28 protein-coding genes are annotated in these 25,461 nt (G+C 55.9%); 6 read left to right on the forward strand and 22 right to left on the reverse strand.

All coding sequences use genetic code 11. The annotated features are described in order from the left end of the window. The first annotated feature begins 73 nt into the window (after nucleotides 1-73). A complete protein-coding gene (locus FC75_RS03075) occupies nucleotides 74-1,795 on the forward strand; it encodes a helix-turn-helix domain-containing protein (protein ID WP_156403565.1) in 1,722 nt (573 codons plus the stop codon). Nucleotides 1,796-1,895: 100 nt separating this feature from the next. Here the strand turns inward: FC75_RS03075 and FC75_RS03080 are convergent, their stop codons facing one another. Continuing rightward, nucleotides 1,896-2,507, reverse strand: coding sequence for a DUF1054 family protein (locus FC75_RS03080; RefSeq protein WP_054662075.1), 612 nt, complete (start codon nucleotides 2,505-2,507; stop codon nucleotides 1,896-1,898). Nucleotides 2,508-2,572: 65 nt separating this feature from the next. Here FC75_RS03080 and FC75_RS03085 point away from each other — a divergent pair, with 65 nt between their 5' ends. The 5 genes from FC75_RS03085 to FC75_RS03105 all read left to right on the forward strand — a co-directional run bounded on the left by FC75_RS03085 (nucleotide 2,573) and on the right by FC75_RS03105 (nucleotide 6,880). Continuing rightward, nucleotides 2,573-3,028, forward strand: a complete 456-nt coding sequence (locus tag FC75_RS03085) for a YueI family protein (protein ID WP_054662072.1) — start codon at nucleotides 2,573-2,575, stop codon at nucleotides 3,026-3,028. Between the two features lie 181 nt (nucleotides 3,029-3,209). Continuing rightward, the gene (locus FC75_RS03090) at nucleotides 3,210-4,244 is read left to right on the forward strand and encodes a TMEM175 family protein (protein WP_056989096.1); all 1,035 of its coding nucleotides are present in this window, start codon (nucleotides 3,210-3,212) and stop codon (nucleotides 4,242-4,244) included. A gap of 77 nt (nucleotides 4,245-4,321) precedes the next feature. Next, nucleotides 4,322-5,605 carry a replication-associated recombination protein A gene (locus FC75_RS03095; RefSeq protein ID WP_056989097.1) on the forward strand — a complete coding sequence of 428 codons (1,284 nt, stop codon included), beginning with the start codon at nucleotides 4,322-4,324 and terminating at the stop codon, nucleotides 5,603-5,605. Nucleotides 5,606-6,026: 421 nt separating this feature from the next. After that, a complete protein-coding gene (locus FC75_RS03100; protein ID WP_054662063.1) occupies nucleotides 6,027-6,305 on the forward strand; it encodes a hypothetical protein in 279 nt (92 codons plus the stop codon). Between the two features lie 74 nt (nucleotides 6,306-6,379). After that, the gene (locus FC75_RS03105; RefSeq protein WP_054662060.1) at nucleotides 6,380-6,880 is read left to right on the forward strand and encodes a universal stress protein; all 501 of its coding nucleotides are present in this window, start codon (nucleotides 6,380-6,382) and stop codon (nucleotides 6,878-6,880) included. Between the two features lie 58 nt (nucleotides 6,881-6,938). Here the strand turns inward: FC75_RS03105 and FC75_RS03110 are convergent, their stop codons facing one another. The 21 genes from FC75_RS03110 to atpA all read right to left on the reverse strand — a co-directional run bounded on the left by FC75_RS03110 (nucleotide 6,939) and on the right by atpA (nucleotide 25,450). Then, complete coding sequence (locus FC75_RS03110; protein ID WP_054662057.1) at nucleotides 6,939-7,811, reverse strand: helix-turn-helix domain-containing protein; 873 nt, start codon at nucleotides 7,809-7,811, stop codon at nucleotides 6,939-6,941. A gap of 267 nt (nucleotides 7,812-8,078) precedes the next feature. Further along, the gene (locus FC75_RS03115) at nucleotides 8,079-9,050 is read right to left on the reverse strand and encodes a DUF2785 domain-containing protein (protein WP_056989098.1); all 972 of its coding nucleotides are present in this window, start codon (nucleotides 9,048-9,050) and stop codon (nucleotides 8,079-8,081) included. Nucleotides 9,051-9,062: 12 nt separating this feature from the next. Beyond that, nucleotides 9,063-9,443, reverse strand: a complete 381-nt coding sequence (locus FC75_RS03120) for a DUF1694 domain-containing protein (protein WP_056989099.1) — start codon at nucleotides 9,441-9,443, stop codon at nucleotides 9,063-9,065. A gap of 132 nt (nucleotides 9,444-9,575) precedes the next feature. Further along, nucleotides 9,576-11,012, reverse strand: a complete 1,437-nt coding sequence (gene sufB, locus FC75_RS03125) for a Fe-S cluster assembly protein SufB (RefSeq protein ID WP_054662054.1) — start codon at nucleotides 11,010-11,012, stop codon at nucleotides 9,576-9,578. Next, the gene (gene sufU, locus FC75_RS03130) at nucleotides 11,005-11,448 is read right to left on the reverse strand and encodes a Fe-S cluster assembly sulfur transfer protein SufU (RefSeq protein ID WP_054662051.1); all 444 of its coding nucleotides are present in this window, start codon (nucleotides 11,446-11,448) and stop codon (nucleotides 11,005-11,007) included. Before sufU ends, sufB begins: the two co-directional genes overlap by 8 nt. Then, the gene (locus FC75_RS03135) at nucleotides 11,435-12,631 is read right to left on the reverse strand and encodes an aminotransferase class V-fold PLP-dependent enzyme (RefSeq protein ID WP_054662048.1); all 1,197 of its coding nucleotides are present in this window, start codon (nucleotides 12,629-12,631) and stop codon (nucleotides 11,435-11,437) included. Before FC75_RS03135 ends, sufU begins: the two co-directional genes overlap by 14 nt. Next, nucleotides 12,624-13,646 carry a SufD family Fe-S cluster assembly protein gene (locus FC75_RS03140; RefSeq protein ID WP_056989100.1) on the reverse strand — a complete coding sequence of 341 codons (1,023 nt, stop codon included), beginning with the start codon at nucleotides 13,644-13,646 and terminating at the stop codon, nucleotides 12,624-12,626. Before FC75_RS03140 ends, FC75_RS03135 begins: the two co-directional genes overlap by 8 nt. After that, the gene (sufC, locus tag FC75_RS03145) at nucleotides 13,639-14,406 is read right to left on the reverse strand and encodes a Fe-S cluster assembly ATPase SufC (RefSeq protein ID WP_056989101.1); all 768 of its coding nucleotides are present in this window, start codon (nucleotides 14,404-14,406) and stop codon (nucleotides 13,639-13,641) included. Before sufC ends, FC75_RS03140 begins: the two co-directional genes overlap by 8 nt. Nucleotides 14,407-14,585: 179 nt before the next feature. Further along, nucleotides 14,586-15,272 (reverse strand): methionine ABC transporter permease, encoded by a 687-nt coding sequence (locus FC75_RS03150; RefSeq protein ID WP_054662045.1) that lies wholly within the window; start codon nucleotides 15,270-15,272, stop codon nucleotides 14,586-14,588. Next, entirely contained in the window at nucleotides 15,269-16,381 is a 1,113-nt protein-coding gene (locus FC75_RS03155; protein ID WP_054662042.1) for a methionine ABC transporter ATP-binding protein, read from the reverse strand. The genes FC75_RS03150 and FC75_RS03155 overlap by 4 nt, the downstream gene beginning before the upstream one ends. Before the next feature lie 26 nt (nucleotides 16,382-16,407). Then, complete coding sequence (locus FC75_RS03160; RefSeq protein WP_054662039.1) at nucleotides 16,408-17,244, reverse strand: MetQ/NlpA family ABC transporter substrate-binding protein; 837 nt, start codon at nucleotides 17,242-17,244, stop codon at nucleotides 16,408-16,410. 396 nt (nucleotides 17,245-17,640) lie between these two features. Continuing rightward, a complete protein-coding gene (locus tag FC75_RS03165; protein ID WP_054662037.1) occupies nucleotides 17,641-18,855 on the reverse strand; it encodes an FtsW/RodA/SpoVE family cell cycle protein in 1,215 nt (404 codons plus the stop codon). 54 nt (nucleotides 18,856-18,909) lie between these two features. Further along, complete coding sequence (locus FC75_RS03170) at nucleotides 18,910-19,137, reverse strand: DUF2969 family protein (RefSeq protein ID WP_056989102.1); 228 nt, start codon at nucleotides 19,135-19,137, stop codon at nucleotides 18,910-18,912. 9 nt (nucleotides 19,138-19,146) lie between these two features. Next, entirely contained in the window at nucleotides 19,147-19,416 is a 270-nt protein-coding gene (gene yidD / locus FC75_RS03175) for a membrane protein insertion efficiency factor YidD (protein WP_420843304.1), read from the reverse strand. Between the two features lie 24 nt (nucleotides 19,417-19,440). Beyond that, a complete protein-coding gene (locus FC75_RS03180) occupies nucleotides 19,441-19,611 on the reverse strand; it encodes a DNA-directed RNA polymerase subunit beta (protein WP_056989103.1) in 171 nt (56 codons plus the stop codon). A 10-nt stretch (nucleotides 19,612-19,621) separates the two neighbouring features. Beyond that, nucleotides 19,622-20,611, reverse strand: a complete 990-nt coding sequence (gene mreB, locus FC75_RS03185; protein ID WP_054662031.1) for a rod shape-determining protein — start codon at nucleotides 20,609-20,611, stop codon at nucleotides 19,622-19,624. A 60-nt stretch (nucleotides 20,612-20,671) separates the two neighbouring features. Further along, nucleotides 20,672-20,902: a DUF1146 family protein gene (locus tag FC75_RS03190; RefSeq protein WP_054662028.1), complete on the reverse strand. Its 231-nt coding sequence runs from the start codon at nucleotides 20,900-20,902 to the stop codon at nucleotides 20,672-20,674. Between the two features lie 148 nt (nucleotides 20,903-21,050). Then, nucleotides 21,051-21,491 carry a F0F1 ATP synthase subunit epsilon gene (locus FC75_RS03195; RefSeq protein ID WP_420843305.1) on the reverse strand — a complete coding sequence of 147 codons (441 nt, stop codon included), beginning with the start codon at nucleotides 21,489-21,491 and terminating at the stop codon, nucleotides 21,051-21,053. 12 nt (nucleotides 21,492-21,503) lie between these two features. Next, nucleotides 21,504-22,970: a F0F1 ATP synthase subunit beta gene (atpD, locus tag FC75_RS03200; protein WP_056989104.1), complete on the reverse strand. Its 1,467-nt coding sequence runs from the start codon at nucleotides 22,968-22,970 to the stop codon at nucleotides 21,504-21,506. 24 nt (nucleotides 22,971-22,994) lie between these two features. Further along, nucleotides 22,995-23,924 (reverse strand): F0F1 ATP synthase subunit gamma, encoded by a 930-nt coding sequence (locus FC75_RS03205; protein ID WP_056989105.1) that lies wholly within the window; start codon nucleotides 23,922-23,924, stop codon nucleotides 22,995-22,997. Nucleotides 23,925-23,935: 11 nt separating this feature from the next. Next, complete coding sequence (gene atpA / locus FC75_RS03210) at nucleotides 23,936-25,450, reverse strand: F0F1 ATP synthase subunit alpha (protein WP_054662023.1); 1,515 nt, start codon at nucleotides 25,448-25,450, stop codon at nucleotides 23,936-23,938. Between the last annotated feature and the right edge of the window lie 11 nt (nucleotides 25,451-25,461).

Raw genomic sequence — 25,461 nt, forward strand, 5'->3', positions numbered from 1 at the left:
GACGGGGGAAATCGGGATGGCGCAAAGTCTGGGTCAAATGTTTCATGCTTTTCGCACGCAACGGCATATCTCAATGGCACAGGCGGCAAGCGGTTTGAACACCGCCACTATTTCACGATTCGAACACGACCAAAGCGACATCAGCCTGAAAATCGCTGGGCGATTGATGTTCAATCTTGGCATGGGCGCCAATGACTTGGGCGAAATGCTGGCCACGGATAAAAAGGGCTTTCCCTTTGGACTAGCAGAACTCGTCAACGGTCAACGGCCAGCTCTCGCCGCCAAAATCACTGCCTACCTGCAACAGGATATCTGCGCTAAACCATTGGCCGCCCTGATTCGGCAGACGCTGCCTTATCTTCAACGGTCAGTGACTGAGGACTGCCGGCTGCCGCTCACTTTGGAACAGCAACTCGCAGATATGCTCGCGTATCCCGAAAAATGGGGTAATTTTGAATACTACCTGATCACCAGTGTCCTGCCTTACGCCAGCCACGAACTGACCAGTTTGTGCTGGCAGCGGCTGACAGCCTTGACTGGGCAAACCTTGGGCTATCGGCGGGAGGCCTTATGGCGGTTAGGACTCACCGCACTGCTGCATGATGACACCCCATTGGCAGCACAGATTGCCACCGATATGGCCGCAATCAGTAAAATTCCGGGACTGCAACTGCACTTTAACAACGTGATGCCGCAATTTTTGGCTGTCGTGGCCATTGCGAAGCATAAGGATCTGACGTCGCTATTGACTGCCCTTAGGCGCCTTGGCGCAGACCAGTTGGCTGCTTTCCTTGCCCGCGCGGCGCAAGAGGCGCGGACCAAACCCTGCTGGCACAATCAGGTCTTGAAGGATCACCACGATCCAAAGCTCGCCATCGCGCCGGACGCGAAGCTGATGTTCGGCCCGACTTTGGGCCGCCTGCGCAAGCAACGCGGATTGACCGTCAGCGATGTCCTCGGCGACTGGTCAGCTTCGGCCCAGTCGCGTTTTGAGCACGGCAAAACACAACTCGGCTTTCGCAGTACGATTGTCTTGATGCAGCGCATGATCATCCCCACCAGTCAGATGCAGACTGCCACTGACGAAACAAGCACCTTCCGCCGCTACCGGCTCAAAATATTCGATATGGCCTCAAATATTAAGGAAACCCATCGCACACGCGAAGATTTCGAGAGGGTGCTCAAAGAATTTCACCACACCACGCCAAACCTGCCCAAAGGCTTGCGCGTGATGTATGAAGGCGGACTGATCACCGTCCTCCACTGGGCCGCCCCAGGTTTTCTCCCGGATAGTGACGCGTTATATGCCAGCCCCTCTCACGATGAGCAAAGCGCCATCGTGGATTATTTTCGCTCACTGAGCGCCCTCAGCACCCAGGACACCGAGCTCCTCAATCTGAACATCAACCGCATCGACCAAACCTACTACGATGACCTCATCACCGTCATTCTCCCGCACCTCAAGCCGCAAACCAATGTGGCCGCGCAGCTCTACGACAACTGCACCAATTTCATGTACGGCGCGGTGTATTTTCACGTCACCAGCGTGATCCCTAAGCTGACCGCGGCCTTCAAGCATGAACCGTGGCTGATCTCATGGTGGCCCAATGCCGAAGTCAGCGAGCTGCAAACGCTGGCGAAGTGTTATCAGCAGGACACGCCCCAAACGCGCCGTGAGGCTGAGCAACTGGTGGCGGATATCCGCCTACTTTGCCCTTACGATAACAGCGCCGATTCATCAGCGCACTGGCTGACAACCTACCGCGGCAAGGGGACCGATGTGCAGACATCATAACGCATGCCAGCAAAACGCAAAAATCGTCTTCCAATCGGTCACTTGCAAAAATGCAGGTAGCCCATCGGGAGACGATTTTTATTGCTTCAAAAGGCTTGATTCAACCGGGATTGGCCGCAAGCAGGGTCTTGAACACCGGCGCCAGCCGCACGACGCGCTCTTGGATGTCTGCCCAGAGCTCATCCGGTTCACCAAAAATCGGATCTGAGCGAAGGTAGGTCTTGCCCACCAAGAACTCACCGGCGATGGTGTTATCGTACCGCCTGCTGACACGATCATAATTTGGTAAGGTCAGCGGCAGAACTTCCTTTTTGGTGTGATCCTCGGCCAGCTCCATGTCTGTCGGCAGTAGCACCATTTGCGGCCGCAATGAGTCAAACGGCACGCGAATGTGCGCCTTTTTGGCCTCCTGTAACAGCGCAAGCCAGAGAAATACCCGGTCGTCCCACAGACCCAATTCCAGGTGTGGCGTCATCTTATAGCCACGCTGATTGGCTGATAACGCGAGCCAAGTATCCGGCGGCGGGTTCTTGTGCCGCCGCTGGTGCTTCGCGATGTGCAGGCTCAAAGGCGGCAGCCCTTCGTCTTCCAGCAAAGCCGCCAACTGCAGGCCGGCCGTCTCAAACTTGGGGTCGATGACGCGGCGGATCAACCCCAGCCGGCCCGTCAAAGTAGGCTCATCAAATACGGTAAAATCCTGATCGGTGAACATGACACGCCCCCTTCTGCTATACTTAATATACGTGCGCTGCAAGCGCCACCAAGGAGGAATTGACCATGGCTGACGATGATCTGCAACAACACCTTAATAGTAGCATTTTTGGCCCGCCGCAGACCAATCCAGATGAACGTCGGCACTTTTTGGGCTCTCTGCGCGAGCGCGTGGCAATTCGGGTGTTGAATCAGGATGTTGAAGAGCCAAGTGCACTAACAGCAGTTAAGAACGCCCTGGCGAAGTACGCTGATCAACCGGGGTTCAAGTTGCTGATCAACGGCAAGCTGGACCCCGAACTCACGGCCCCTTACATGCAGGCGGCAAGCGCTAAAAACGTGCAATTCACGCTGGTTAATGATGGTACCGCCAGCCTGGCCTCGGCCGCTGCAGGCATCCTGCTGGTGGCCAGTCAGGCAATCAACATCAAAGACATCGATTTATCGACACCCTCAGACGTGACCTCGCCAGCCCAAAAGACCGACAAAAAGCGGGGCTTTTTCGGCCGACTCTTCAACTAACCCGTTCCTGTTCAATTTTTCCCCACTTCACTGGCATTAGCGCCGGCACTGCCACTCGTCTTTTTTGAACCGACTGACAGCCTCAGTCGGTGTTTTTTTCGCCATCAGAAATGGCACCGACGTGGTTGCAAGACCTTGTGTTAAACCGTAAAATACGGTCAGCAATGCAAGGAGGCCCATTATGGAAAAACTGAAGAACCGGCTCGATGCTTTTTCTGATGGTATCATGGCGGTCGTCATTACCATCATGGTGTTGGACATCACGCCGATTTTGCAAGACAGCTGGCCCCATTATCTGACCATGGGCAAACACATTGGCATTTATCTCATCACCTTCGTGTTCGTCTTCAACATGTGGTATCAGCACAGCACGGCCTTCGCCGAGATCGACACAATGACTTACCGCATCCTGATCTGGGAAGTGGCCTTTCTCGGTGTCTTATCCCTGATGCCTCTGTTCACGGACATGATGGCCGAAAATACGACCTCGATCACTGTCATGCTTTACGGGGTGATGCAGGCCATCATCAACTTGGTGTTTCGCGGCCTGGCCAAGTCGATCATTCACCTGCAGTACACGACCAAGGCCGACATGCAGCAGGTCTATCAAAAAATCTATGGCAACGCGAATCACTGGCTTGATGGCCTGTCCATCGCGGCCATCGTCTCGGCGTACTTCTTCCCGCACATCACGCTGGCTTTTTACCTAGCCTACCCGGTCCTCAGTTTTCTGCTTAATGCCGATGCACGTCAGCAAATGTACGATGCGGATGCCCTCACGGCGGACGAACAAAAAGATTTGGCCGAACTCCCTGCGTCTGACTATGGGGACTGGCGCAAAACCGCAAGACGGATCTGGCACGACCAGTCCGATCAGAAAACCACCGGCGCCACCGCCTCAGCTTCCCAACCGCGCCAGTCGCAAACCACGGCAAAAGCGCCAAGCGGAAAAAATGCGCCGCCGCTTTCGACCGGCGCCTGGGCCGCATGGCTCGATCAGAGTCTGGACGCACAGCGCCGCCACCGCATTCATGAGCGCTTCGAAACCGCCACGCCTGAGCAAAAGGCCGAAATGGCCGCTTGGTTTGACCAGCGGCGCCAAATCCTCCAAAGGCGCAAGCAGCAAGCCGCCCCAACCGATGATGCGCCAAAAGCACAACAATCAGATGCGTCAGAGCACGACGATTCCCAGCACGACACCAGTCAGCACCGTTAAGACGGTGCTTTTTTTGCTCGCCGTTTGGCATGACCCCAAGAGCCTGCTAGACTGAACTAGAAGAAAGAAGGATGGTTATGCAGCAGCCGCTCGCTTATCGCATGCGGCCACGCAATTTGGATGAGGTTGTCGGCCAGCAGCACCTCGTTGGCGAAGGCCAGATCATCCGGCGCATGGTCGTGGCTAAACGTCTCAGTTCCATGATTTTGTACGGCCCCCCTGGCACCGGCAAGACCAGCATCGCCAGCGCCATCGCTGGCGCCACTAAGTACGCCTTTCGCATGCTAAACGCCGCAACTGACACCAAGAAGGATCTGCAGATCGTAGCCGAGGAAGCCAAAATGAGTGGCACGGTGATCCTGCTGCTGGACGAGATCCACCGCCTCGATAAAACCAAGCAGGACTTTCTGCTGCCGATGCTTGAGTCTGGCCGAATCGTCATGATTGGGGCAACAACCGAGAATCCTTACATGAGTATTCAACCGGCCATTCGCAGCCGCACCCAAATCTTTCAGGTCCACCCACTGACGCCGGCAGACATCAGCACTGCCATCGATCGCGCGCTGACTGATCAAGACCGTGGGTTGGGCAAATACCCAGTGGTGCTTGATGACCAAGCCCGCGACTACCTGACCACGGCGACCAACGGCGACCTCCGCTCGGCGCTGAACGCCCTGGAACTCGCCACGCTGTCCACGCCCGAAACCGCTGGTCAGATTCACCTGACGGCTGAGGTCATGCACCAGTCCTTGCAGCAGCGCGCCCTGGACGGGGACGCCGACGGTGATGCGCACTACGACCTGATTTCCGCGTTTCAAAAATCGATTCGCGGCTCGGACGTGGACGCCGCGTTGCACTACCTGGCGCGGCTCATCGTCATCGGCGATCTGCCCAGCATTTTGCGCCGCCTGTTGGTCATTGCCTACGAGGATGTCGGTCTGGCTAATCCGCAAACCGCCAGTCGGACGCTCACGGCGATTCAGTCCGCCGAACGGCTGGGCCTGCCGGAAGGACGCATTCCCTTAGCCAACGCGGTGATCGACCTTTGCCTCGCCCCCAAGTCCAACTCCGCGATCAGCGCCATCGACGCGGCCATCGCCGATGTGAACGCGGGCAAGGCAGGTGCCATTCCCGACGACCTCCGCGACGCCCATTACAAGGGCGCGAAGGCGTTGGGCCACGGCGTCGGCTACAAGTTGCCGCACAATTATCCAGGCGGCTGGGTCAAGCAGAATTACATGCCTGCTAAGCTGAAGAATACCCATTACTACCAGCCAAAGACGACCGGCAAGTATGAGCAAGCCCTCAGCCAGCAGCTCGCCCGCCTGCGAGCACTGCAGCGTAGTCAAAAGCCATCCTAGCAAGCGCTCACAAGCGCGCCACGACACATTTTGCAGCGCTTTTAGTGGGGGCAGATTCTTGCATGTTTTAACTGGCAGTGATAGAGTAAAAGCATGGAAGTACCTAAGGTGTTCGCGGTCCCCATCTATTAGTTGACCGAACAGTCTCAATACCTTGGAACCAGAAGTGGCAGGTGCCGTGCTGTTCTCTCACTGAATGGCTAACGCATTTGTCGTCCGGGCCCACTTGCCTAATCGCGGGTTTCAACAATTCGGGTACTCGACGGCACCATTTAGCCTTTCACAAAAGTCTTCGGACTTTGGCCGACGCAAATGTCGGTCTTTTTTTTGGGCTCTACGTCGAAGGCCTCGTAAAACGGCCCGAGCGGTGCGGCATGAGATATGCTAGGATAGTAGCATCAACAACCAGAAGGAGTAGGTCATGTTTAGAGTCGTTTTCATCATCTTCGCTGTCGTTTTATTTACCCTGGCGTTTTATATCACCACGCACCAGCACCAAGGGTTCCTTGGAATCGAAAAACTGTCTGAAGCCACGCAGCGTGAACTTGGCCGCTTTGCCGTGGTCTTCATCATCGCCGGCTTGTTGGCCTTGGCCGCAGGAATCCTGCTAACAGGCTGGCTTGAGGCACTGGCCTTGATCGTCAGCGCACTGGCTGCCGGAATTCTAGGCCTGCGCGTGCCAACCTACCTGAAAGATTAAGTGCGGGCGTGTTCGTGTGAAATCGTTTCACATTGCCCCGGCATTCAGCTACAATGAACTTAGAGGTGATGGGCATGTTACAACAATACAAGCACGTTCTAGTGGCGATCGATGGCTCCTATGAATCGGAGCTGGCTTTTCAAAAAGCCGTCGCCGTGACCAAACGCAATGGTGGCGAATTGTTCCTGATCCATATCGTGGATACCAGAGCCTTCAACAACGTCTCGAGTTTTGACTCGGCCATGGTTCAGCAAGTTGCGGATACCGCGAAGGAAACCATGGAAGGCTACATCGAGCAGGCCCACAAGGCGGGGCTCGATAAGGTCTCCTACTCCATCGAGTACGGGGCGCCGAAGACGATTATTGCCCGCGACATTCCAAAACAGAAAAATATTGATTTGATCATGATTGGTGCGACCGGTCTGAACGCTGTTGAACGGCTCCTGATCGGCAGTGTGACTGAATATGTCACCAGAAACGCCAAGTGCGATGTCTTGGTCGTGCGGACTGATCTGAACAATCAGCCGGCGCTGTCTTCAACTAAGAAGCCAAAGGATAAACCAACTAAGGCATAACGCGTCACGCCCAACGGCCACTCGTCCGCTGGGCGCTTTTTTTGTCCAATCAAAATTCCTAGGCTGAAGCAGCAGTCTCGCCCTGCACCAAGTCGGCGATCAGTGAGGTGCGGTCAGTGACCCGTGCCAGCGCCAGTGCAATGGCTCGCGACTGGGCCGCTTGCTCGTCCTCCAGCCGCGCCTGAGTGCGTGCCTGCAAGGCGTACAACTCAGGGAGCAGAAATAAGCTCTCGTTGCGCACCCCGATCGCAATGTCACTTTGAACATGCTGCAACGTCGCCGCGTCATCGCCTAACTCAAAGTAAATCCGGCTGATGTGCCAGTAAATGGTGAGTTCAACATCAAGGTACCGCTGCTCGTTCAGCGGCTGAGCGTTGAAGAGACTGATCGCCTGCTCGACATAGACCCGTGCCCGCTCCGTCGTGCCTTTCTCTGCGTAGGCCAGGGCCAACCCGAGCGTCGCCATGATCCCCGCCACATCGGCGGCCGCCGCGCTCGCCCCGTTGAGCACGCGGCCGAAATAATAGATAGCCTCATCCAGATCTTGCGTGACAAACAGCTCGCTCATCCCGGAGAAATAATTGTAGTTTCGTAGATCCTGCTCGCGGGTGAGCCGCCTGGCATTAACTTTCTTGAGCAGACCTGCTGCGTCCCGGTACTCCCCGCGGCGCACCTTCTGGTCGACCGCGCTGAGGGCCTGTTGGATCCGGTCCTGGTTCTCCACCACAATATCCTCAAGCGTGATGCCCAACCGATTGACTAACCTGACCAGGATATTCATGCTGGGGACCTTGTTGCGCTTTTCGATCAGGCTGATCGTCGCCTGCGTGCAAATGCCCGAAGCGAGCTCGGCCTGACTCAATCCCCGCAGTTTGCGAAAGCGCCGGACGTTTTCCCCTTTGATCCGTAATGCCGGCTGCAACTTACTCATGCTTCCACTCCTTTGTCTTTCCAGTGAGCAACCCGTGCCGCTCCTCTGCAATGCCCACATTATACTATAAATTATCGTTTTTGACTACTTATAACTATTTGTGACTGCTTAACGTTATTAATGTAACGATTGTAATGATGATAAGACAGTGAAGATATTCTAAACTGCGGTTTTAAAATAAAAACAGCGGTCTGACAGAGATGCTGTCAGGCCGCTGTTATCGCGCAAAATATTTTGATGAGAGGCAACTTATTATCATTAAATTTATCAATAGGCGTCAATGATTTTTTGCAAATAGTCGACGACAACCTTGGGTAAATCAGCCCGCATTAGCAACGCCTCAAGCAAGCGCGACCGATTGTACCAGCGCGTCCAAAAGCCCAGGTTTTCTTGCGGTTTCAGGTTGCGCAGCCGCGTCTGCCAGGCGGTGAGGCACATGACCAAGGCGTCCGCATAAAACTGATTTTTTGTGGCAATGTTGACCAAGTACGCTGACACCCGCTGATCCTCGCCGAACACCAGCGAGTCCTCGCTGCGTTGCCAGCCCTCAAGCACCGCCGCCATGAGCAGCAGCTTGTCCCCGCGCATCAGACTTGGCACCTGACTGAGTTCGTCCGCCAGATTGCCGATGTGCGTGTACGCATGGGCCCAGCCTTTGCCTGCCACATAACCGCGTCCATCACGCTCCAAGACGATGTACGCGCACAGGTTGACCAATAGATTTTCGAACTGTCGTGGGGTCAGCAGATGATACCGGTTCAAGTCAGCGTACACCAGGCCGGAAAGCAGCATCACCGCAAAGCTGCGAAGAAAGACCGCATCGTTTTGCGGTTCGGTGATATGCGCAAACAAGATGTCCTTGCGCTGCAGCGTGGTGAACAGCCACGTCACCTGCTTTTCCGTAAACGCATCGGCCTGAAACAAATCTGACAGCAAAAAGAACACACCCTTATCGCGGACCTCGGGATTCGTTGACGCTAGGTGCGCAATCAAGTATCGCAGATCACTGTCGGTCACCTGCATTTTCTTTTCGGCTTTCAGGCGCAGCTCAATGGCCGCAATTTTGGCCAAGGCTTCAGTGTCATCTTCAGGCAGCGCGACCGCAGTGGCCGCATCGACGGAGACGTTTTTAATCAGCTCGTGAAGATCATTGGGCAGGCCGCGGAACACCTTGCCTTGGTGCAGCTGTCGGCGCAAACTTCTAATGTTTTTGATGGTGCTGTCAACTTGAGAATCCACGAATCGCCCTCCTTAAAGTAAAATCGGTCGCTCGATCTTGTTTTTGGGATCAGCCAAGACCCAGCCAAAATCATCGGCACTGGGGGCCTTTTTGACCCGCGTGCCAGGCTGCGCCATGATGGTGAACGGAATGTCATGGGCCAGTGCCTGCTTCATGTAATAGGCAACCAGCTCCTGAGACATGCGGCCATTGATGTACACCCGGTACTGCGGGTAGCGCGTTAACACCTCATCGAGCAGGCTCGCGATGCGTTCATCGTGCAGCTGCCGGATTGTGACCGCCATGGCCACTCGCTCCCGAAAGTTACCCAAAAAAGCCCGTTTTTCGTCCGGCTTGATGGTCGAAAGACCCAGCGCCTTGGCTTTAATGAAGTCATTTAAGTCTTCGCTCATGTCGCCGCCTCCTGCGGTCATTATACCATTGCCACTTGCTTGCGAAACCTCTACGCAGCTAATGACAAAGCCCAGCCAAGAAAAAAAGCCGACCGCAGTCAGCCTTTTCTTGCTCAATCAAACCAGGAAAACTTACCCGACCGAGCCGTCCATTTCCATGGAAATCAACCGGTTCAGTTCCACCGCGTACTCCATCGGCAGTTCCTTGGTAAACGGCTCCACAAACCCCATGATGATCATTTCGGTGGCCTTGGCTTCAGGAATCCCGCGGCTTTCCAAATAGTAAAGCTGCTCCTCGGAAACCTTGGAAACCTTGGCCTCGTGCTCCATCGCCACATTGGAATTTTTGATCTCCGTATACGGGATCGTGTCTGAGGTCGACTTTTCATCCATCAAGATCGTGTCGCACTCCACGTGGCAAAATGAGTTGTCCGCCTTTTTGGTGAAGCGCACGGTGCCGCGGTAATCGACCGCCCCGCCGTCCTTGGCAATGGACTTGGACACGATGTTTGAGGACGTATTCGGCGCATTGTGGATCATTCGTGCCCCGTTATCCTGATCAACCCCGGCACCAGCGACGGCGATGGACAGCATGGTCCCGCGCGCGCCTTCCCCATCCAGATAAACAGACGGGTACTTCATCGTCGTCTTACTGCCAAGGTTGCCGTCGACCCACTCCATGGTCGCATTTTTCATCGCCTGCGCCCGTTTGGTCTCAAGGGAAAAGACGTTTTTGGACCAGTTCTGAATGGTCGTGTAACGGCAGTAGGCATCGTCCTTGACGAACACCTCGACCACTGCCGCGTGCAGCGAGTCGCTGGAGTAGTTCGGGGCGGTGCAGCCTTCCACGTAGTTGATGTGCGCACCGGGTTCCACAATGATCAGTGTCCGCTCGAACTGCCCGGAATTCTCCGCGTTGATCCGGAAGTACGCCTGGATCGGCACATCAGTTTGAACGCCCTTGGGCACGTAGATGAACGAGCCGCCGGACCAGACCGCGCCGTTAAGGGCCGCAAATTTATTGTCGCTCGGATGAACGAGGGTCCCGAAGTACTGGTGGACGAGGTCAGGGTACTGCTTCAGCGCCGAGTCCATGTCCATGAAAATGATCCCCAGCTTGTCGAACTCTTTTTTAATGTTGTGATACACCACTTCCGATTCGTACTGCGCTGAGGCCCCAGCCAGGTACTTGCGCTCGGCCTGCGGCACCCCTAAGCGATCAAAGGTGCGCTTGATGTCATCTGGCACGTCGGCCCAATCGCGGTAGGTTTTATCGGTCGCCTTTTGAAAGTACAGCATTTTATCCAGCTCCAGATCTGACAGGTCTGGACCATAATTAGGAAAAGGCAGTTTCTGATAGGTCTTGTAAGCGGCCAACCGATAATCGAGCATCCACTGCGGCTCACCTTTTTCAGCAGAGATCTCCCGGACCTTTTGCTCAGTCAATCCGCGGCCGGTCGAATACACCAGCTTGACGTCATCCTTGAAGTCGCCAGGATTCTCGTCATCGAGAAAATCGACTTGCGAGGCCACTGCTTCGTTATTTTTGGTGTTCTTGGTTTCAGTCATGTTGTTCACCTTCCGTTAATGCCTGAGCGGCCGCCTTCCACGCCAGCGTGGCACACTTGATGCGCGCCGGGAACTGGTGGACTCCCTTGAGGATCGCAGCCGGCCCCAGCACTTTTTCGTCTGGCACGCTGCCGCTGATCACCAAGTCGGAAAAAGTCTCAACCATGGTTTCAACCTCGCCAGGCGTTTTGCCGATGATCTGATCGGTCATCAGACTGCCGGAGGCCTGCGAAATCGTGCAGCCGGAACCGGAAAACGCCGCGTCTGCGACCTTGCCATCCTTGAGCTGCAGCTGGAGTTTCAGCACATCCCCACAGCTCGGATTGCGCAGCGTCACCTGGCTGGTTGGACTGGCCAGCACGCCGTGGTGCCGCGGGTGGTTCGCCTCGTCCAAGATCACCTGACGATACAACTGATCCAGCTTAGTCAGACTCATGGAAAAACCTCCTTGCCTCATCGACGCCGGCAATCAGTTTGGCGACGTCTTGCGGGGTATTATACACCCCAAAGCTGGCCCGCACGGTCGCCGGGACCCCCAGCCGGGCCATCAGCGGCTGCGCGCAGTGATGCCCCGCCCGGACCGCGATATCGGCTTCGTCGAGCACGGTGGCCAAGTCGTGCGGATGGACCCCGGCCAGGTTAAACGAGACAATCCCGATGCTTTGGTCATCGCCGTACAGCGTTATTCCAGGAATCTTGGCCAGCCCGGTGCGCAGCTGTGTCACCAGGGCGTGGTCATGGTCGGCGACCGCCGCCATGTCCAGACTTGAAACATAATCCAGCGCAGCTTTCAGGCCGAACACCCCGGCAATGTTCGGCGTACCTGCCTCAAACTTGAGCGGTACTTCTGCCCAAGTCGCTGACTGGTCCTGCACCTCATCGATCATCTCGCCGCCAAACTGCACCGGTGGCATTTGCGCGAGCAGTTCAGAGCGGCCGTACAGCACACCGATGCCGGTCGGCCCATACATTTTGTGGCCGGAGAAGGCGTAAAAATCCGCACCGAGCGCCTGCACGTCCACCTTCATGTGGGCCACGGCCTGCGCGCCGTCGACGACCATATACCCGCCATTGGCATGCACTTCGTCCGCCAGCGGGCGAATGTCAACTGAGCCGCCGGCCACGTTGGTCACCTGCGCAAGGGCCAGGATCTTGGTGCGAGGCGTCAGGAGTTTGCCGATGGCGGCCGGATCCGTGTTGCCGGCTTGTGTCACTGGGGCAACCACAAACTTGGCACCGGTGCGCTTGGCCAGCTGCTGCCAGGGAATGAAGTTGCTGTGATGCTCGGCGCCAGACACCAGAATCTCATCGCCGGCGTGCACGACCAAGGGCCCAAAGCCTGAAGCCACCAGGTTCAACCCGTCGGTCGTGCTGCGGGTGAACACGATTTGCGAAGCCGCCAGCGCGTTGATGAAGCGCGCCGCCTGCGCGCGCACCGCCTCATAGGTCTCCGTGGTGTTGTAGGCAAGTTTGTATAGCCCGCGGTGCACATTCGCATTGTCTTCCGTGTAGTACGCCACGACTGCGTCGATCACCGACTGCGGTTTTTGCGAAGTGGCGGCACTGTCCAGATAAGTCAACGCTGGATGCCGCTTAAAAAAGGGAAACTCATCATTCATCTGTGTTCACCAAAGTTTCATCGATCTGCTTAAACAGATCTGCCTTCAGATCCTTGTCCGTAATTTCCAGCAGACCGGCCTCAAGAAAGCCCCGGATCACTAACCGCTGCGCCAGCGCCTCTGGCAGGCCGCGACTCATCAGGTAGTACATCTGCGCCTTGTCGACCCGGGTCACAGACGCCGCGTGCCCAGCCGTTACGTCGTTTTCATCGATCAGCAAAATCGGATCCGCATCGCCGCGGGAATCCTTGCCAAGCATCAGCACCCGATTTTCCTGCTGATTGTCACTGCCGCGCGCGCCTTTGATAATGTGGCCGATCCCGTTAAAGATCAGGTGGGCCTTGCCGACGATGACGCCGCGCTGATTGATGTGCCCACGGGTCTTGCGGCCGTAATTCGTCATGGCAGTGGTGTAGCCGACGTGCTGCCGGCCACTGGCCAGGACGCCGACGTTGACCGTGGCCGAAGCGCCGGTGCCGCGCAAGTTGACATTTATCAACGTGGCGCCTGAGTTCTGAGCAAACCCGGCCAAGGTCCAATTCAGCGTGGCACGGTCGGCCAGCTCTGCGGTTCGCGACGCCAGCACCATCTCTGCCTGAAAGCCATCGTATGTGAGCCAGTCGACCTGCGCGTCTTCACCAATATCCACCAGCACGCCAACGCCAAGCGAGGTGCCGGTGCTGGCCCAGCGCTCCTGAAACGCCACGTGAGCCCGCGCACCGACATGAATGAGCAGCAGGCCGCCGCCGTCAGTCGGGCCGGTGAGACGAAACGGCTCATCACTGGCATAACCGGCCGGTACCGTGACTTCGGTGATCTGCTGAGGTGCTTCCGTCAGCCACTCGTCCAGCGAAATGCGGCGTGGAAAGGCGTTGGCGTCTGTCGGGTGCGAAACCGTGATCGCGCTTGGCGCGTTCACGGTCATGCCAGCAACCGGGGTACTGTCCTTTGCCGCCTTCATGTAGCGCGCAAGCGGGATTTTCGGCGTGTTGGCCAAAGGCAGCCGTTTAATCATTCCCGTCACCCGCCTTGAGGTGCTCATAACCGGTCTTTTCCAAGGTGTGCGCCAGCTCCGGCCCACCGGATTCGATGATGCGGCCGTCCTTCATGACGTGCACCACGTCAGGGGTGATGTAATCCAGCAACCGCTCGTAATGGGTGATGATCAGCGAGGAGAAGTCGGCCCCCCGCATCGAATTCACGCCGTCGGCAACAATGCGCAAGGCGTCAATGTCGAGGCCGGAGTCAATTTCGTCCAGCAGCGCCCAGTGGGGGTGGATCATCATCAGCTGCAGGATCTCATTGCGCTTTTTTTCACCGCCTGAAAAGCCTTGGTTCAGGTAGCGGTCGGCCATGTCCTCGGGCATTTTCAGCTGGGCCATGGTGTCATCGAGCTGTTGGAGAAAATCCATGATTGGGATCTGATCATCGTCCGGCCGCCGCGCGTTGATCGCCGCGCGAATGAATTCCGCGTTGGTGACCCCGTTGATTTCCGCTGGGTACTGCATGCCCAGAAACAGGCCGAGGCGGGCGCGCTCATCGACTGCCATGCCGACAATGCTTTGCCCGTCGATCAAAATGTCCCCTTGGCTGACCACGTACCGCGGATTGCCCATGATGGTTTCGGCCAGGGTGGACTTGCCGTTGCCGTTAGGCCCCATCAGCGCGTGGATCTCCCCGGCATGAATGGTCAAATCGACCCCCTTCAGAATTTCGGGATGCTCGGGTTCAGCCTTTACCTTAACGTGCAGATCTTTGATTTCTAGTGTGCTCAAGATAGCGCCTCCTGGACTTTGTCTACTCCCATTGTACGGCAGGAGCCGGCCCCTCGCAAACCGCTTTCATGCAACCTAATTGGGCCCTGCCGACTTCAAACTGGATTGCCAACCGCCGGCGAGGGTCAACAAAGCCGGCGCCTCATGAAGAGCCGCCGGCCAATTGTTCGAGTCAGTGTTTAGTGTTGCAGCCGCCGCGCCAGCCAGTCACCGACAAACTGAACGATGAACACTAGGATCAGGATGAAGATCATCGCGACCCAGATCACATCGTTTTCAAAGCGCTGGTACCCCACGGCAATCGCCAGGTTCCCCAGGCCGCCGCCGCCAACCGCACCGGCCATCGCGGTCAACCCGATGATCGAGATGATGGTCAGAACGCCAACGCGAACCAGCTCGCCGAGCCCTTCACGCAAGTAAACGCGAAAAACGATTTGCAGCGGCGACAGGCCCATGGCCTCGGCCGCCTCGATCACCCCTGGGTCAACGGTGAGCAGCGCATTTTGCACCTGCCGCGCAAAAAACGGGGTGGTCCCAAGGACCAACGGCACCAGGGCCGCACGCGGCCCAATGCCAGTGCCAACAATGGCACGCGTCACCGGATTCAGAACGGCCAGCAAAATGATGAAGGGAATCGCTCGGAAGATGTTGACCAGCTTATCAACGACCCAGTACACCGGATGGTTCTCCGTCAACCCGTGTGCATCAGTCAGCACCAAGACGATCCCGATGATGATACCCAAGGTAAACGCGATCACGGTCGTCCACCAGGTCATGTACAGCGTTTGCCCGATGGCTTCGGTGACCCCGCCGTCCCCACTCCAAATCGGAACAACGTTGGGGAAGAATTTTTCAATTAAATTCATGCTTTCGTCGCTCCTTTCTCAGCGGTCGCAGACAGGTGCTGAACGGTCACGTCGCTTTGCTTCAGATACTCAAACGCCCGGTTTAAATCATCCGCGGTTCCGGACAGCACGACCAGCAAATTGCCAAACGGCGTGCCTTGCAGGATCTGAATGTCGCCAAACAAAATGTTCGCCGTGACGTTGTACTCCTTGAACAGCGTCGCGACCAGCGGCTGATCGGTGGACGCCCCGACATAAGTCAGGCGCACCAGCTGATCCGGCGCCTTCAAGTTGCGGACCGCCGGCTGATCCCGTACCGCTTCGATGGCCTCATCGATTTGAATCGTCGTGTCGATGAAGTCCTTGGTCAGCTGCTGCTGTGGGGCGGCAAAAATGTGAAGCAGGTCGCCGCGCTCGATGATGCGACCGTCGTCCATGACCGCCACCTTGTTGCAGACCTGTTTAACGGCCTCCATTTCGTGGGTGATCAGGACAATGGTCAAGCCCAGCCGCTTGTTCAAGCTGGCCAGCAGTTCAAGGATCGAACTGGTGGTTTTAGGATCCAGCGCAGAAGTCGCTTCATCGGAAATGAGAATCTCGGGATCCGAAGCCAGCGCCCGCGCGATCCCGACCCGCTGCTTTTGACCGCCGGACAATTCCGTCGGGTAAGCTGCGGCCCGCTCGTTCAACCCAACCAGTTCAAGCAGATCAGAAACCTTTTTGTTGATTTCCTGCTTGGTGATTTTACGTGAGATCTCGTTGCCGTTCTTATCCTTATCCTTGACATAAGTGCCTTTCAACGGAAAAGCGACATTGCCTGCGATCGTGAGCGAATTCATCAGGTTAAAGTGCTGAAAGATCATCCCGATCCGCCGCCGCTCGCCGCGCAGGTCCGCAGCGCTGAGGCTGAGCATGTCCTGGCCCAGGACCGTGACCTGACCGCTGGTGGGGCGCTGCAGCAAGTTGATAGTCCGCACCAGCGTGGATTTACCAGCGCCGGAATAACCGACGATCCCGTAAATGTCACCGCGCTCAACCGTCAAGTCAACGTGATCGACCGCATGCACACTTTTGTTCTTCTCACTGAAGTTCACATCGACCTGTTTTAATTCGATCACCGGTTCTGCCATGACCAACCGCCTTTCTTTCTTAACCTCTAGTACTTACCCGTCCAGGCCGGCAGGACCGCACCCTTGTAAACCTTCTTGAGCAGTTTCTCGGTTTGCTTGCTCTGGTAAGCCTTCACAATCTTCTTGTAAGTCTTGTTGTCTTTGTCCGCCTTGGACTTAGCGGCAATGATGTTAATCCAAGGATGCGACTTCTTGCCGATCTTTTCAACTGCGATCGCGTTCTTAGGCTTCAGGTTCGCCGCCGCCGCAATGTCGTTGTTGACGACCGCCGCGTCCACATCGTTCAGAGAACGTGCGGTTTGGGCCGCGTCCAGTTCGGTGAACTTGAGGTTCAACTTGTTTGCCGTGATGTCACGGATCGTTGGGGTGGCCACGTTCTTCACCTTGATAATGCCATTGGCAGCTAGCAGATCTAGGGCCCGGCCTTCATTAGACGCATCGTTTGGCAGAGAGACGCTGTCGCCTTTCTTCAGGTCCTTCAGGGACTTGATTTTGTTTGAGTAGGCACGCATTGGGCCGATATAAGTATCCCCAACGGAGACAATGTGGTTGTTGTGCTTCTCGTTCCAGGTCCCCAAGAATTCGTAGTGCTGGAATGAGTTCAGCTGGATGTCACCGTCTTCCAGCGCCTTATTGGGGGTGTTGTAATCGGTGAACTGAACCAGCTTGATGTTGACGTCTTCCTTCTTCAGGCGCTTTTGAATATCCTTCCAGATGTCGACATCGGTACTCATAATGCCGACCTTGACCGGCTTGCTGGCCGAGCCGGTGCTCGCGCTGCTACTGCTGTTCCCACAGGCCGCTAACGCCAAGACTGGCAACGCCAACGCTGCCGTCAAAGCCAATTTCTTAAACCACTTCATAACTATTCCCTCCAATTTTTTCCTTGAACAAACAAAAACCGCTCCTAACCTAAGTTAGAAGCGGTCATCCCGCGGTACCATTCTAATTCGCCAACGCAACCGCGTCGGCCTCACTAACGGGCAATCACCCGCGTGCAAGATAATGGATGCCAGCCATTGACGCCTTGCCGAAGCTCAGCCTCACCGATCCGTGAGCCATTCTCGATCGTCGCTGCTACCCCGCTCTCATCTTTACCGGGTTTTCTGTGCAGTCCGCAACAATTTCTCTCTCACATCGTTCGTTTGCTCAATTAAATTATCTCAAGTCTACCGAGTTTGCCGAACCAAGTCAACCCTTAAAGTTAAAAAAAGATGAGATTGAGATGGCAATGACCTGCAAGCCACCGGTTGGTCAGCTTACTGCTGGTTGAACTCCTCGCCTTCCTGGCTGAACATGTAGGACTGGTGGTGGTACCGCATCGACAGAATCATCCCCACCGACAGCATATCAGCCAGCAGGAACGACCCCCCTTGGGAGATGAACGGCAGCGGGATCCCGGTGATTGGCAGCAGGCCCACGTTCATCCCAATGTTTTCGAAGATATGAAAGACGATCATCATGATCACGCCGGTCGCAATGTACGCGTAAAACTCATTTTGCGTGTCAAAGACGACCCGCAACATCTGCCAAATCAGCAGGAAGTAGAGCAGGATCACCACTGCGCAACCAATGAAGCCAAACGCCTCGCCAATGGTGGAAAAGGCCATGTCGGATTCGCGCACGGGCACCGTCACGTGCAGGTTGTTGAACCCGCGGCCCGTCATTTCGCCGGACCCAATTGCTTTCATGGACTGCCACAGCTGGTATGAATCCGTCGTCGCCGCCCCGCTCGGGTTCAGCCACGAGTCGATCCGCTTGAACTGGTACGCGGCAAACCCTAGCTTGCCGAGCAGATCACGCCCCCAAGTCTGGGTGACCAGAAGAATGGCCGCACTGCCCAGGGCCGCCGCCGCCGCGCCGATCGGGACAATGATTTTCCACGTGATGCCCGACACCAGTACGACCCCGGCAAAAATCGCCAGAAAGACCAGCATCGTCCCGAAGTCATTCTGCAGCTTAAGCAGCACAATGATCGGCAGCGTCCAGAGGAACATCTCGCCGATCAAGTGCCAGTCATTGCTGGTGCTGTGGGTGTACTTAATGTTGTGGTTGGTCACGACCCGCCCCAGCATCAGAATGTAGGCGGGCTTCATCACTTCTGATGGCTGGAAGGTGAACGAGCCAAACCCCAGCCAGCTTTTTGCCCCAGTGTTCACGAACACCGACCGATCATACGCCACGAGCACGACCATCAGCAGAAAAATGCCCAGGCCATACAAAATCGGCGCCACCCGCCACAGCTGCTCAGCATCAAACTGCATCACCACAAAGATTCCGATGCCCCCGATCACGTACCAGAGGCCCTGCATGAATAGCGCGTGCGTCGTGCTGCCGGCGTTTGGACTGGTGTCATGAGAAACCGCCATATAGATCGCAGCCATGCCAATTAATGCCAGCAGCATCACGGACAAAATGATTCCGTAGTCGATGCGGTCCTCACTGCGGCGCCGCGTCGAAACGTCTTTTGCCATACAACTCTCCTAACTGGTCAAAACGCCACTTCAAAGTGCGAAGTGGCGCGCGGCCTATCCTTGGTGCAAATGATATTCAGACAAGAGAAAGGCCACCGCCGCATCCATGGTTTTTTGCCGGTGCGGCTTCGCGTCGCCGGCCAGAAAGGCATTGAAGTGCTTGCCGTCTTCCTCGGGGGCCACGTAGCCGATCTCGTTTTTGCCCAGCGTCAGGACAGACACCGTGTGCCCGTTGCGGGTCACGTCCTCCTGATTAACGGTAATTTTCTGTTCTTTTGGCATGTTCTCTCCTTATCGATGAAAATCAAACTGCGCACTTTCGTCAAGATTCTTCTGCGGATCCGGATTGCGCCGCAGCGTAAAAAAGTCAGGCACCGGATCCAGCCCACCTTTAACGAAGGGGTTGCAGCGAATGATCCGCGCCACCCCCATGATCAGACCCTTGATCAAGCCGTGTTTCGCCAAGGCCTGGATCATGTAAGTCGAACAGGTCGGGTAATACCGGCAACTGGCCGGGAGTAATGGCGAAATGAAGCGCTGGTACCCTTTGACCAGCCACATCGCGATTTTGCGCAAGAAGTCACCTTATTTCAAGAAATCAAAAATATGGGTCCACGTGGAAGGCAAAAACACCCTCAGCGGGTCACCACCATCGATCGCATAGCCCACCATGGCGCCAACGACCAGCGCCACGATGACTAGCAGCAACCCGATCAGCAGCTTGCGTACCACGCGCATGGCGTACTCGGAAGACATGCGCACCCTCCTAATACTGCTTGTGGTGCGCAATGTTGTCGAGCAGGACGCCTGTACCCAAGGCAACGGCATCTAGCGGCTCTTCGGCCAGCAGGACCGGCACCCGCAACTCATGGGCAAACAGCTGGCTAATGCCCTTAAGCAGCGCACCACCACCAGTCAGCATCACACCGCGGTCGATGATGTCCGCAGACAGCTCAGGAGGTGTTTTCTCCAACACTTCCTTGGCCGCGGCGACCACCTGCATCATGGTGTCGTGCAAGGCCTCTTCGACCTCGACCGAGGTGACCTCGACCTCGCGTGGCAGCCCTGTCGCAATATCACGGCCGCGCACTTCCATGGTCTGCTTCGGATCAGCCTCGTAAACCGCACCGATTTGGATCTTCAACTGCTCGGCCGTGTGCTCGCCAATCAACAGCTTGTGCTTGTTCTTGACGTAGGAAACAATCGACGCGTCCATTTTGTCGCCAGCGAGCCGCAGCGAGCGGCTGGTGACGACTTCACCCATCGACAGCACGGCAACGTCAGACGTGCCGCCGCCAATATCGATGACCATGTTGCCCTGCGGTTGGAAGATGTCGAGGCCCGCACCAACCGCGGCCACCTTGGGCTCAAACTCAAGGTAAACTTTGCCGCCGCCAGACTTTTCAGCGGCCTCAATAATGGCCTTTTGCTCGATCGACGTAATGTTGGTCGGCGCGCAGATCAGAATGTTCGGTTTGGACATGAAGCCCTTGACGTTAAGCTTGTTGATGAAGTACTCAAGCATCGCTTCAGTAATGTCAAAGTCGGCGATCACCCCGTCTTTGAGCGGCCGAATGGACTTAATGTTACCCGGCGTCCGGCCGACCATCTTGTAAGCCTCGGTGCCAACCGCGAGGACCTTACCAGTGGTCGTATCGATCGCCACGACGGAAGGTTCGTTTAGCACGATGCCCTTCCCTTTCACGTTGATCAGGACGTTGGCCGTCCCGAGGTCGATACCAATATCTTTAGCCATGAATTTCTCTCCTCAAATGATTACTAACGATTGATTATACCACAGGGCCAAGGCCCCCGCTTACAGAAGGTAGGTGAGACTGTGCGCGGCCGTGAGCAACGACAGAAAGAACTCACTCACGTTGTAGCCGATCGCGATTGCCAAAAACACCATCAGCAGCTGACTGTCGCGCACGTGGTTCGCCTTGAGCAACTTATCAAAGCGCAGCGCAAACAGCAGCCTGAAAGTGATCATGATAAAAACAAAGTGCGAAACCAGCGTTACGGCGCCAGTAATTCCTAAATCTGTCATAGCGGCCTCCTCATGCATTTAAATTATACCGGCTTTTACTGAAAGCGGCGAGCGCCTTAAGTGCAAATTAACAGTTTATTGTCAGTGGCGGCTGCCACCCCGTCCGCCGTACAAAAAAGCACCGCCAGCGGCGATGCTTTTAAACCCCTTACTTGCCGAAGCGTCCCTGACGGACGTTGATCCGGTTGATCGCGCGTTGCAAGGCGACCTGAGCACGTTGGAGTTCGTCTTGGTCACGTTTGGCCTTGGCTTCCTCGATTCGACGTTCGGCGCGCTTGCGAGCGGCTTCGGCCCGGGTCAGGTCGATGTCGCGAGCACGTTCGGCGGAATCGGCGACGATCGAACACGTATTGTCCGACATCTCCATAAACCCACCGTTAACGGCGATCATGTCTTCGTGACCAGGGTTGTCAACGCGGCGAACGCGCACTTCCCCAATCATCAAAGGCGCGACCACGGGTTCGTGGTTGGCCATGAGGCCCATATCGCCAGTCGTGGTTTTGACCACGACCAGTGTGGCATGGTGATCATAGACCAACCCGTCTGGGGTCACAATATTGACCGTCAGAACATTGTCTGCCACGGTGATCGCTCCCTTCTGTTAGTTTGCGGCGGCTTGAGCCGGCGCAGCATCATCAGAAGAAGCGTCATCTGCCGGAGCAAAACCCATCTTCTTGGCCTTTTCAACGACTTCTTCGATCTTGCCAACGGAACGGAACGCATCTTCTGGATACTGATCCATCTTGCCGTCCAAAATCATCTTGAAGCCCTTGACCGTCTCTTCAACTGGGACATAAGCCCCTGGCATCCCGGTAAACCGTTCCGCCACGCTGAAGTTCTGAGACAAGAAGAACTGAATGCGCCGGGCACGCGCAACGGTGACCTTTTCGTCGTCGGACAACTCATCCATCCCAAGAATGGAAATGATGTCTTGGAGTTCACGGTAACGTTGCAGGATCTGCTGCACGTGGGTCGCCACTTCGTAGTGCTCTTCGCCAACAATTTCCGGCGTCAAGGCACTGGAAGAAGATTCCAGCGGGTCAACGGCCGGGTAAATGCCTTGCTCAGTCAAGCTGCGCTCCAGGTTAGTGGTGGCATCCAAATGGGCAAAGGTCGTGGCAGGCGCCGGGTCAGTGTAGTCATCGGCAGGCACGTAAACGGCCTGAATTGACGTGACAGAGCCCTTCTTAGTCGAGGTGATCCGTTCCTGCAACTGACCCATTTCAGTCGCCAGCGTTGGCTGGTAACCAACGGCAGAAGGAATCCGGCCAAGCAGCGCGGAAACTTCAGAACCAGCCTGCGTGAAGCGGAAGATGTTGTCGATAAAGAGCAGCACATCTTGACCTTCGACGTCACGGAAGTACTCCGCAATCGTCAGTCCGGTCAGCGCCACACGCATCCGGGCACCAGGCGGCTCGTTCATCTGACCAAACACCATGGCGGTGTTCTTCAGAACGCCCGACTCCTTCATTTCAAAGTACAGGTCGTTCCCTTCACGGGTCCGTTCACCGACACCGGTGAAGACTGAAATGCCGCCGTGTTCCTCGGCAATGTTGTGGATCAGTTCCTGGATCAGAACGGTTTTGCCGACCCCGGCACCACCGAACAGCCCAACTTTCCCCCCACGTAGGTAGGGTTCAAGCAGGTCGATGACTTTGATCCCGGTTTCGAGGATCTCTGAACTGGTGCTCAGGTCTTCGAACTTAGGCGCATCTCTGTGGATGCTGTCGCGCCGATGATCGGGTCCAAAAGCTGGACCGTCGTCGATCGGATCGCCTAAAACGTTAAACACACGTCCCAATGTATCCTTGCCAACAGGAACGGAGATGGAGCCGCCGGTATCTTTGGCGACCATCCCACGCTGCAACCCGTCAGTTGAGTCCATCGCGATGGTGCGCAACACACCGTCGCCGAGTTCAAGGGTAACTTCGAGCACCAAGGCCCGTTTGCCATCACCTTTGTCGACGGTCAGCGCGTTGTTAATTTCAGGTAAATCCTTGTCGAGTGGGAACTCGACATCGACAACAGGGCCGATCACTTGCACGATTTTACCAGTAGAATTACTCAATGAAATCGTCCTCCCTGTTGATTACTACTCAAGTGCGTTGGCCCCGCCAACGATTTCGGTGATTTCCGTCGTGATCGCCGCCTGCCGCGCCCGGTTATAGGTCGTGGACATCTTGTCGATCAAATCGTTGGCATTGTCTGTCGCACTCTTCATCGCCGTTGTGGAAGCGGCGTGTTCCGCTGTCTTCGCGTCCATGATCGCCCCGAAAATCAGACTCTCCGCGTACTGCGGCAAAATTGCCTCAAGCACGGCATCCGGATCCGGTTCGGTCAGGTACTCGATTGGGTGATCCGCGACCTCACTCGCGTCGAGGTCGGAGATCGGCAGCATTTTTTCAGCTCGGAACGCAGAAGTCAGTGAGTTGACATGGTGGTTATAGCACACATACAGCTCATCAAACACTTTGTTATCGAACATGGTCACCGCTGTCTTGACGATTTCCCGCACCTCGTTAAAGGTCGGAATATCAGACACCCCGCGGTACTCATAGGCGAGGTTGATGCCGCGCTTCTTGAAGAAGTCGGCCCCAACGCCGCCAACTGCCATGATCACATAGTCGGAATCGGCCTTATGGTCTTGCTGGATCATCTGCATCATGGCCTTGAGGATGGTGCTGTTGTAGCCACCGACTAAGCCCCGGTCACTGGTGATGACAAGGTACCCAGTCTTCTTCACTGGCCGTTGCTGCAGCAAGGAAGCAACCTGAAGCCGCTTCTTGTCCACGTTACCAGAGGTGATTTCGGCCATCTGCTGCCGTTCGAGCTCAAGGAGCTGAGCGGCAGCCAGGTGAGTCACGATCTTGCGAACGCGGTCGGCGTATATCTGATAGGCGCCGGCACGCCGCTCAATCTGGGTCAGCTTCGCCCCCGAAACCATCTGCATGGCGTGCGTGATCTGACCCGTCTTTTTCGTCGAGGTGATCTGGCGCTTGATATCCATCAATGATTCAGCCATGCGGCACCTCCCTATTTCTTGGTGCTGCTGGTGAACCCATCGGCAAAGCCTTTGATGAGTGCATCAAGTTTGTCAGTATCTGGCAGGTTGCCAGTGTCTTTGATGGTCTTCAACAGCTCGGCACCATTGGAATCGGCGTAGTCGAACAGCTCCTTCTGGAACTGCGCGATATCATCGATTGCGATGGCATCCAGATAACCGTGCGTCAGTGCGTACAGGATCAAAACCTGATACTGCACTGCCAGCGGCTTGTGCACCGGCTGCTTCAGGACTTCAACCGTCCGGCGACCACGGTTCAACTTGGCCTGCGTCGCGGCATCCAAGTCAGAACCAAACTGCGTGAAGGCTTCCAGCTCACGATAGGACGCAAGGTCCAACCGCAGCGTCCCGGCAACCTTCTTCATCGCTTTGATCTGCGCATCGCCACCGACCCGGGAAACAGACGCCCCGGCATCGATCGCTGGCCGATCCCCTGAGTAGAACATATCGCTTTGCAGGAAAATCTGACCATCGGTGATTGAAATCACGTTAGTCGGGATGTAGGCCGAAATGTCACCAGCCTGGGTCTCAATAACCGGCAGCGCCGTCATTGAACCGCCGCCCAGCTTGTCGGACAGCTTGGCCGCCCGCTCCAAGAGGCGTGAGTGGGTGTAGAAAATATCGCCAGGGTAAGCTTCACGACCTGGCGCCCGCCGCAGCAGCAAGGAAAGTTCACGGTAGGCGTTCGCCTGTTTGGACAGGTCATCATAAACGATGAGAACGTGCTTGCCATTGTACATGAACTCTTCGCCCATTGCCGCACCGGCATAAGGCGCGATGTACAACATTGGTGCTGGCTCTGACGGGCCGGCAGTCAAAACGATGGTGTAATCCATCGCACCGTACTGCTTCAAGGTTTCAACCTGCGCGCGCACAGTCGACTCTTTTTGGCCGATCGCAACGTACACACAGATCATATCTTGATCTTTTTGGTTGATGATCGTATCGATCGCGATTGAGGTCTTCCCTGTCTTGCGATCGCCGATGATCAGTTCACGCTGCCCCCGGCCAATCGGGACCAAGGCGTCAACCGCCTTAAGCCCGGTTTGCAGTGGCTGCGTAACCGACTGGCGCTGCATAACGCCAGGTGCCTTAACTTCAATGGGACGGGTGTGCTCGGTTTTGATTGGACCGTTGCCGTCGACGGGCTGCCCAAGGGCATTGACCACGCGGCCGATCATATTTTCACCGACTGGCACTTCCATGATACGACCGGTGCGTTTGACCGTGTCGCCTTCACGAATGCCATCAAAATCCCCTAAAATAATGATACCAACATCATTACTCTCAAGGTTTTGCGCCATCCCGTATGAGCCGTTGCTGAACTCGAGCAGTTCGCTCGCCATGGCGTTTTTTAACCCCGTGGCGCGCGCGATCCCATCACCAACGTAGGTGACAGTACCGACTTCGTCCACGTTCAGATTATCTTTGTAATTTTCAAGTTGCTTTTTGATCAGAGAACTAATTTCCTCTGTCTTGGTGCTCATCCGGTTCACCT

The organism is Lacticaseibacillus camelliae DSM 22697 = JCM 13995 (genome assembly GCF_001436615.1).
Classification (GTDB): Bacteria; Bacillota; Bacilli; order Lactobacillales; family Lactobacillaceae; genus Lacticaseibacillus; species Lacticaseibacillus camelliae.

Bases quoted from the DNA above. Each gene is read 5' to 3' on its own strand.
- mreB (WP_054662031.1), bottom strand. From the start codon at position 20,611: ATGGCTAAAGATATTGGTATCGACCTCGGGACGGCCAACGTCCTGATC.
- FC75_RS03205 (WP_056989105.1), bottom strand. From the start codon at position 23,924: ATGGCTGAATCATTGATGGATATCAAGCGCCAGATCACCTCGACGAAA.
- FC75_RS03085 (WP_054662072.1), top strand. From the start codon at position 2,573: ATGGCTGACGATGATCTGCAACAACACCTTAATAGTAGCATTTTTGGC.
- FC75_RS03155 (WP_054662042.1), bottom strand. From the start codon at position 16,381: ATGGCAGAACCGGTGATCGAATTAAAACAGGTCGATGTGAACTTCAGT.
- atpA (WP_054662023.1), bottom strand. From the start codon at position 25,450: ATGAGCACCAAGACAGAGGAAATTAGTTCTCTGATCAAAAAGCAACTT.
- FC75_RS03165 (WP_054662037.1), bottom strand. From the start codon at position 18,855: ATGGCAAAAGACGTTTCGACGCGGCGCCGCAGTGAGGACCGCATCGAC.
- FC75_RS03120 (WP_056989099.1), bottom strand. From the start codon at position 9,443: ATGAGCGAAGACTTAAATGACTTCATTAAAGCCAAGGCGCTGGGTCTT.
- FC75_RS03075 (WP_156403565.1), top strand. From the start codon at position 74: ATGGCACAGGCGGCAAGCGGTTTGAACACCGCCACTATTTCACGATTC.
- sufB (WP_054662054.1), bottom strand. From the start codon at position 11,012: ATGACTGAAACCAAGAACACCAAAAATAACGAAGCAGTGGCCTCGCAA.
- yidD (WP_420843304.1), bottom strand. From the start codon at position 19,416: ATGTGGCTGGTCAAAGGGTACCAGCGCTTCATTTCGCCATTACTCCCG.
- FC75_RS03135 (WP_054662048.1), bottom strand. From the start codon at position 12,631: ATGAATGATGAGTTTCCCTTTTTTAAGCGGCATCCAGCGTTGACTTAT.
- FC75_RS03160 (WP_054662039.1), bottom strand. From the start codon at position 17,244: ATGAAGTGGTTTAAGAAATTGGCTTTGACGGCAGCGTTGGCGTTGCCA.
- FC75_RS03090 (WP_056989096.1), top strand. From the start codon at position 3,210: ATGGAAAAACTGAAGAACCGGCTCGATGCTTTTTCTGATGGTATCATG.
- FC75_RS03095 (WP_056989097.1), top strand. From the start codon at position 4,322: ATGCAGCAGCCGCTCGCTTATCGCATGCGGCCACGCAATTTGGATGAG.
- sufU (WP_054662051.1), bottom strand. From the start codon at position 11,448: ATGAGTCTGACTAAGCTGGATCAGTTGTATCGTCAGGTGATCTTGGAC.
- FC75_RS03190 (WP_054662028.1), bottom strand. From the start codon at position 20,902: ATGACAGATTTAGGAATTACTGGCGCCGTAACGCTGGTTTCGCACTTT.
- FC75_RS03080 (WP_054662075.1), bottom strand. From the start codon at position 2,507: ATGTTCACCGATCAGGATTTTACCGTATTTGATGAGCCTACTTTGACG.
- FC75_RS03110 (WP_054662057.1), bottom strand. From the start codon at position 7,811: ATGAGTAAGTTGCAGCCGGCATTACGGATCAAAGGGGAAAACGTCCGG.
- FC75_RS03150 (WP_054662045.1), bottom strand. From the start codon at position 15,272: ATGAATTTAATTGAAAAATTCTTCCCCAACGTTGTTCCGATTTGGAGT.
- FC75_RS03170 (WP_056989102.1), bottom strand. From the start codon at position 19,137: ATGCCAAAAGAACAGAAAATTACCGTTAATCAGGAGGACGTGACCCGC.
- FC75_RS03180 (WP_056989103.1), bottom strand. From the start codon at position 19,611: ATGTCTTCCGAGTACGCCATGCGCGTGGTACGCAAGCTGCTGATCGGG.
- FC75_RS03100 (WP_054662063.1), top strand. From the start codon at position 6,027: ATGTTTAGAGTCGTTTTCATCATCTTCGCTGTCGTTTTATTTACCCTG.
- FC75_RS03140 (WP_056989100.1), bottom strand. From the start codon at position 13,646: ATGATTAAACGGCTGCCTTTGGCCAACACGCCGAAAATCCCGCTTGCG.
- FC75_RS03105 (WP_054662060.1), top strand. From the start codon at position 6,380: ATGTTACAACAATACAAGCACGTTCTAGTGGCGATCGATGGCTCCTAT.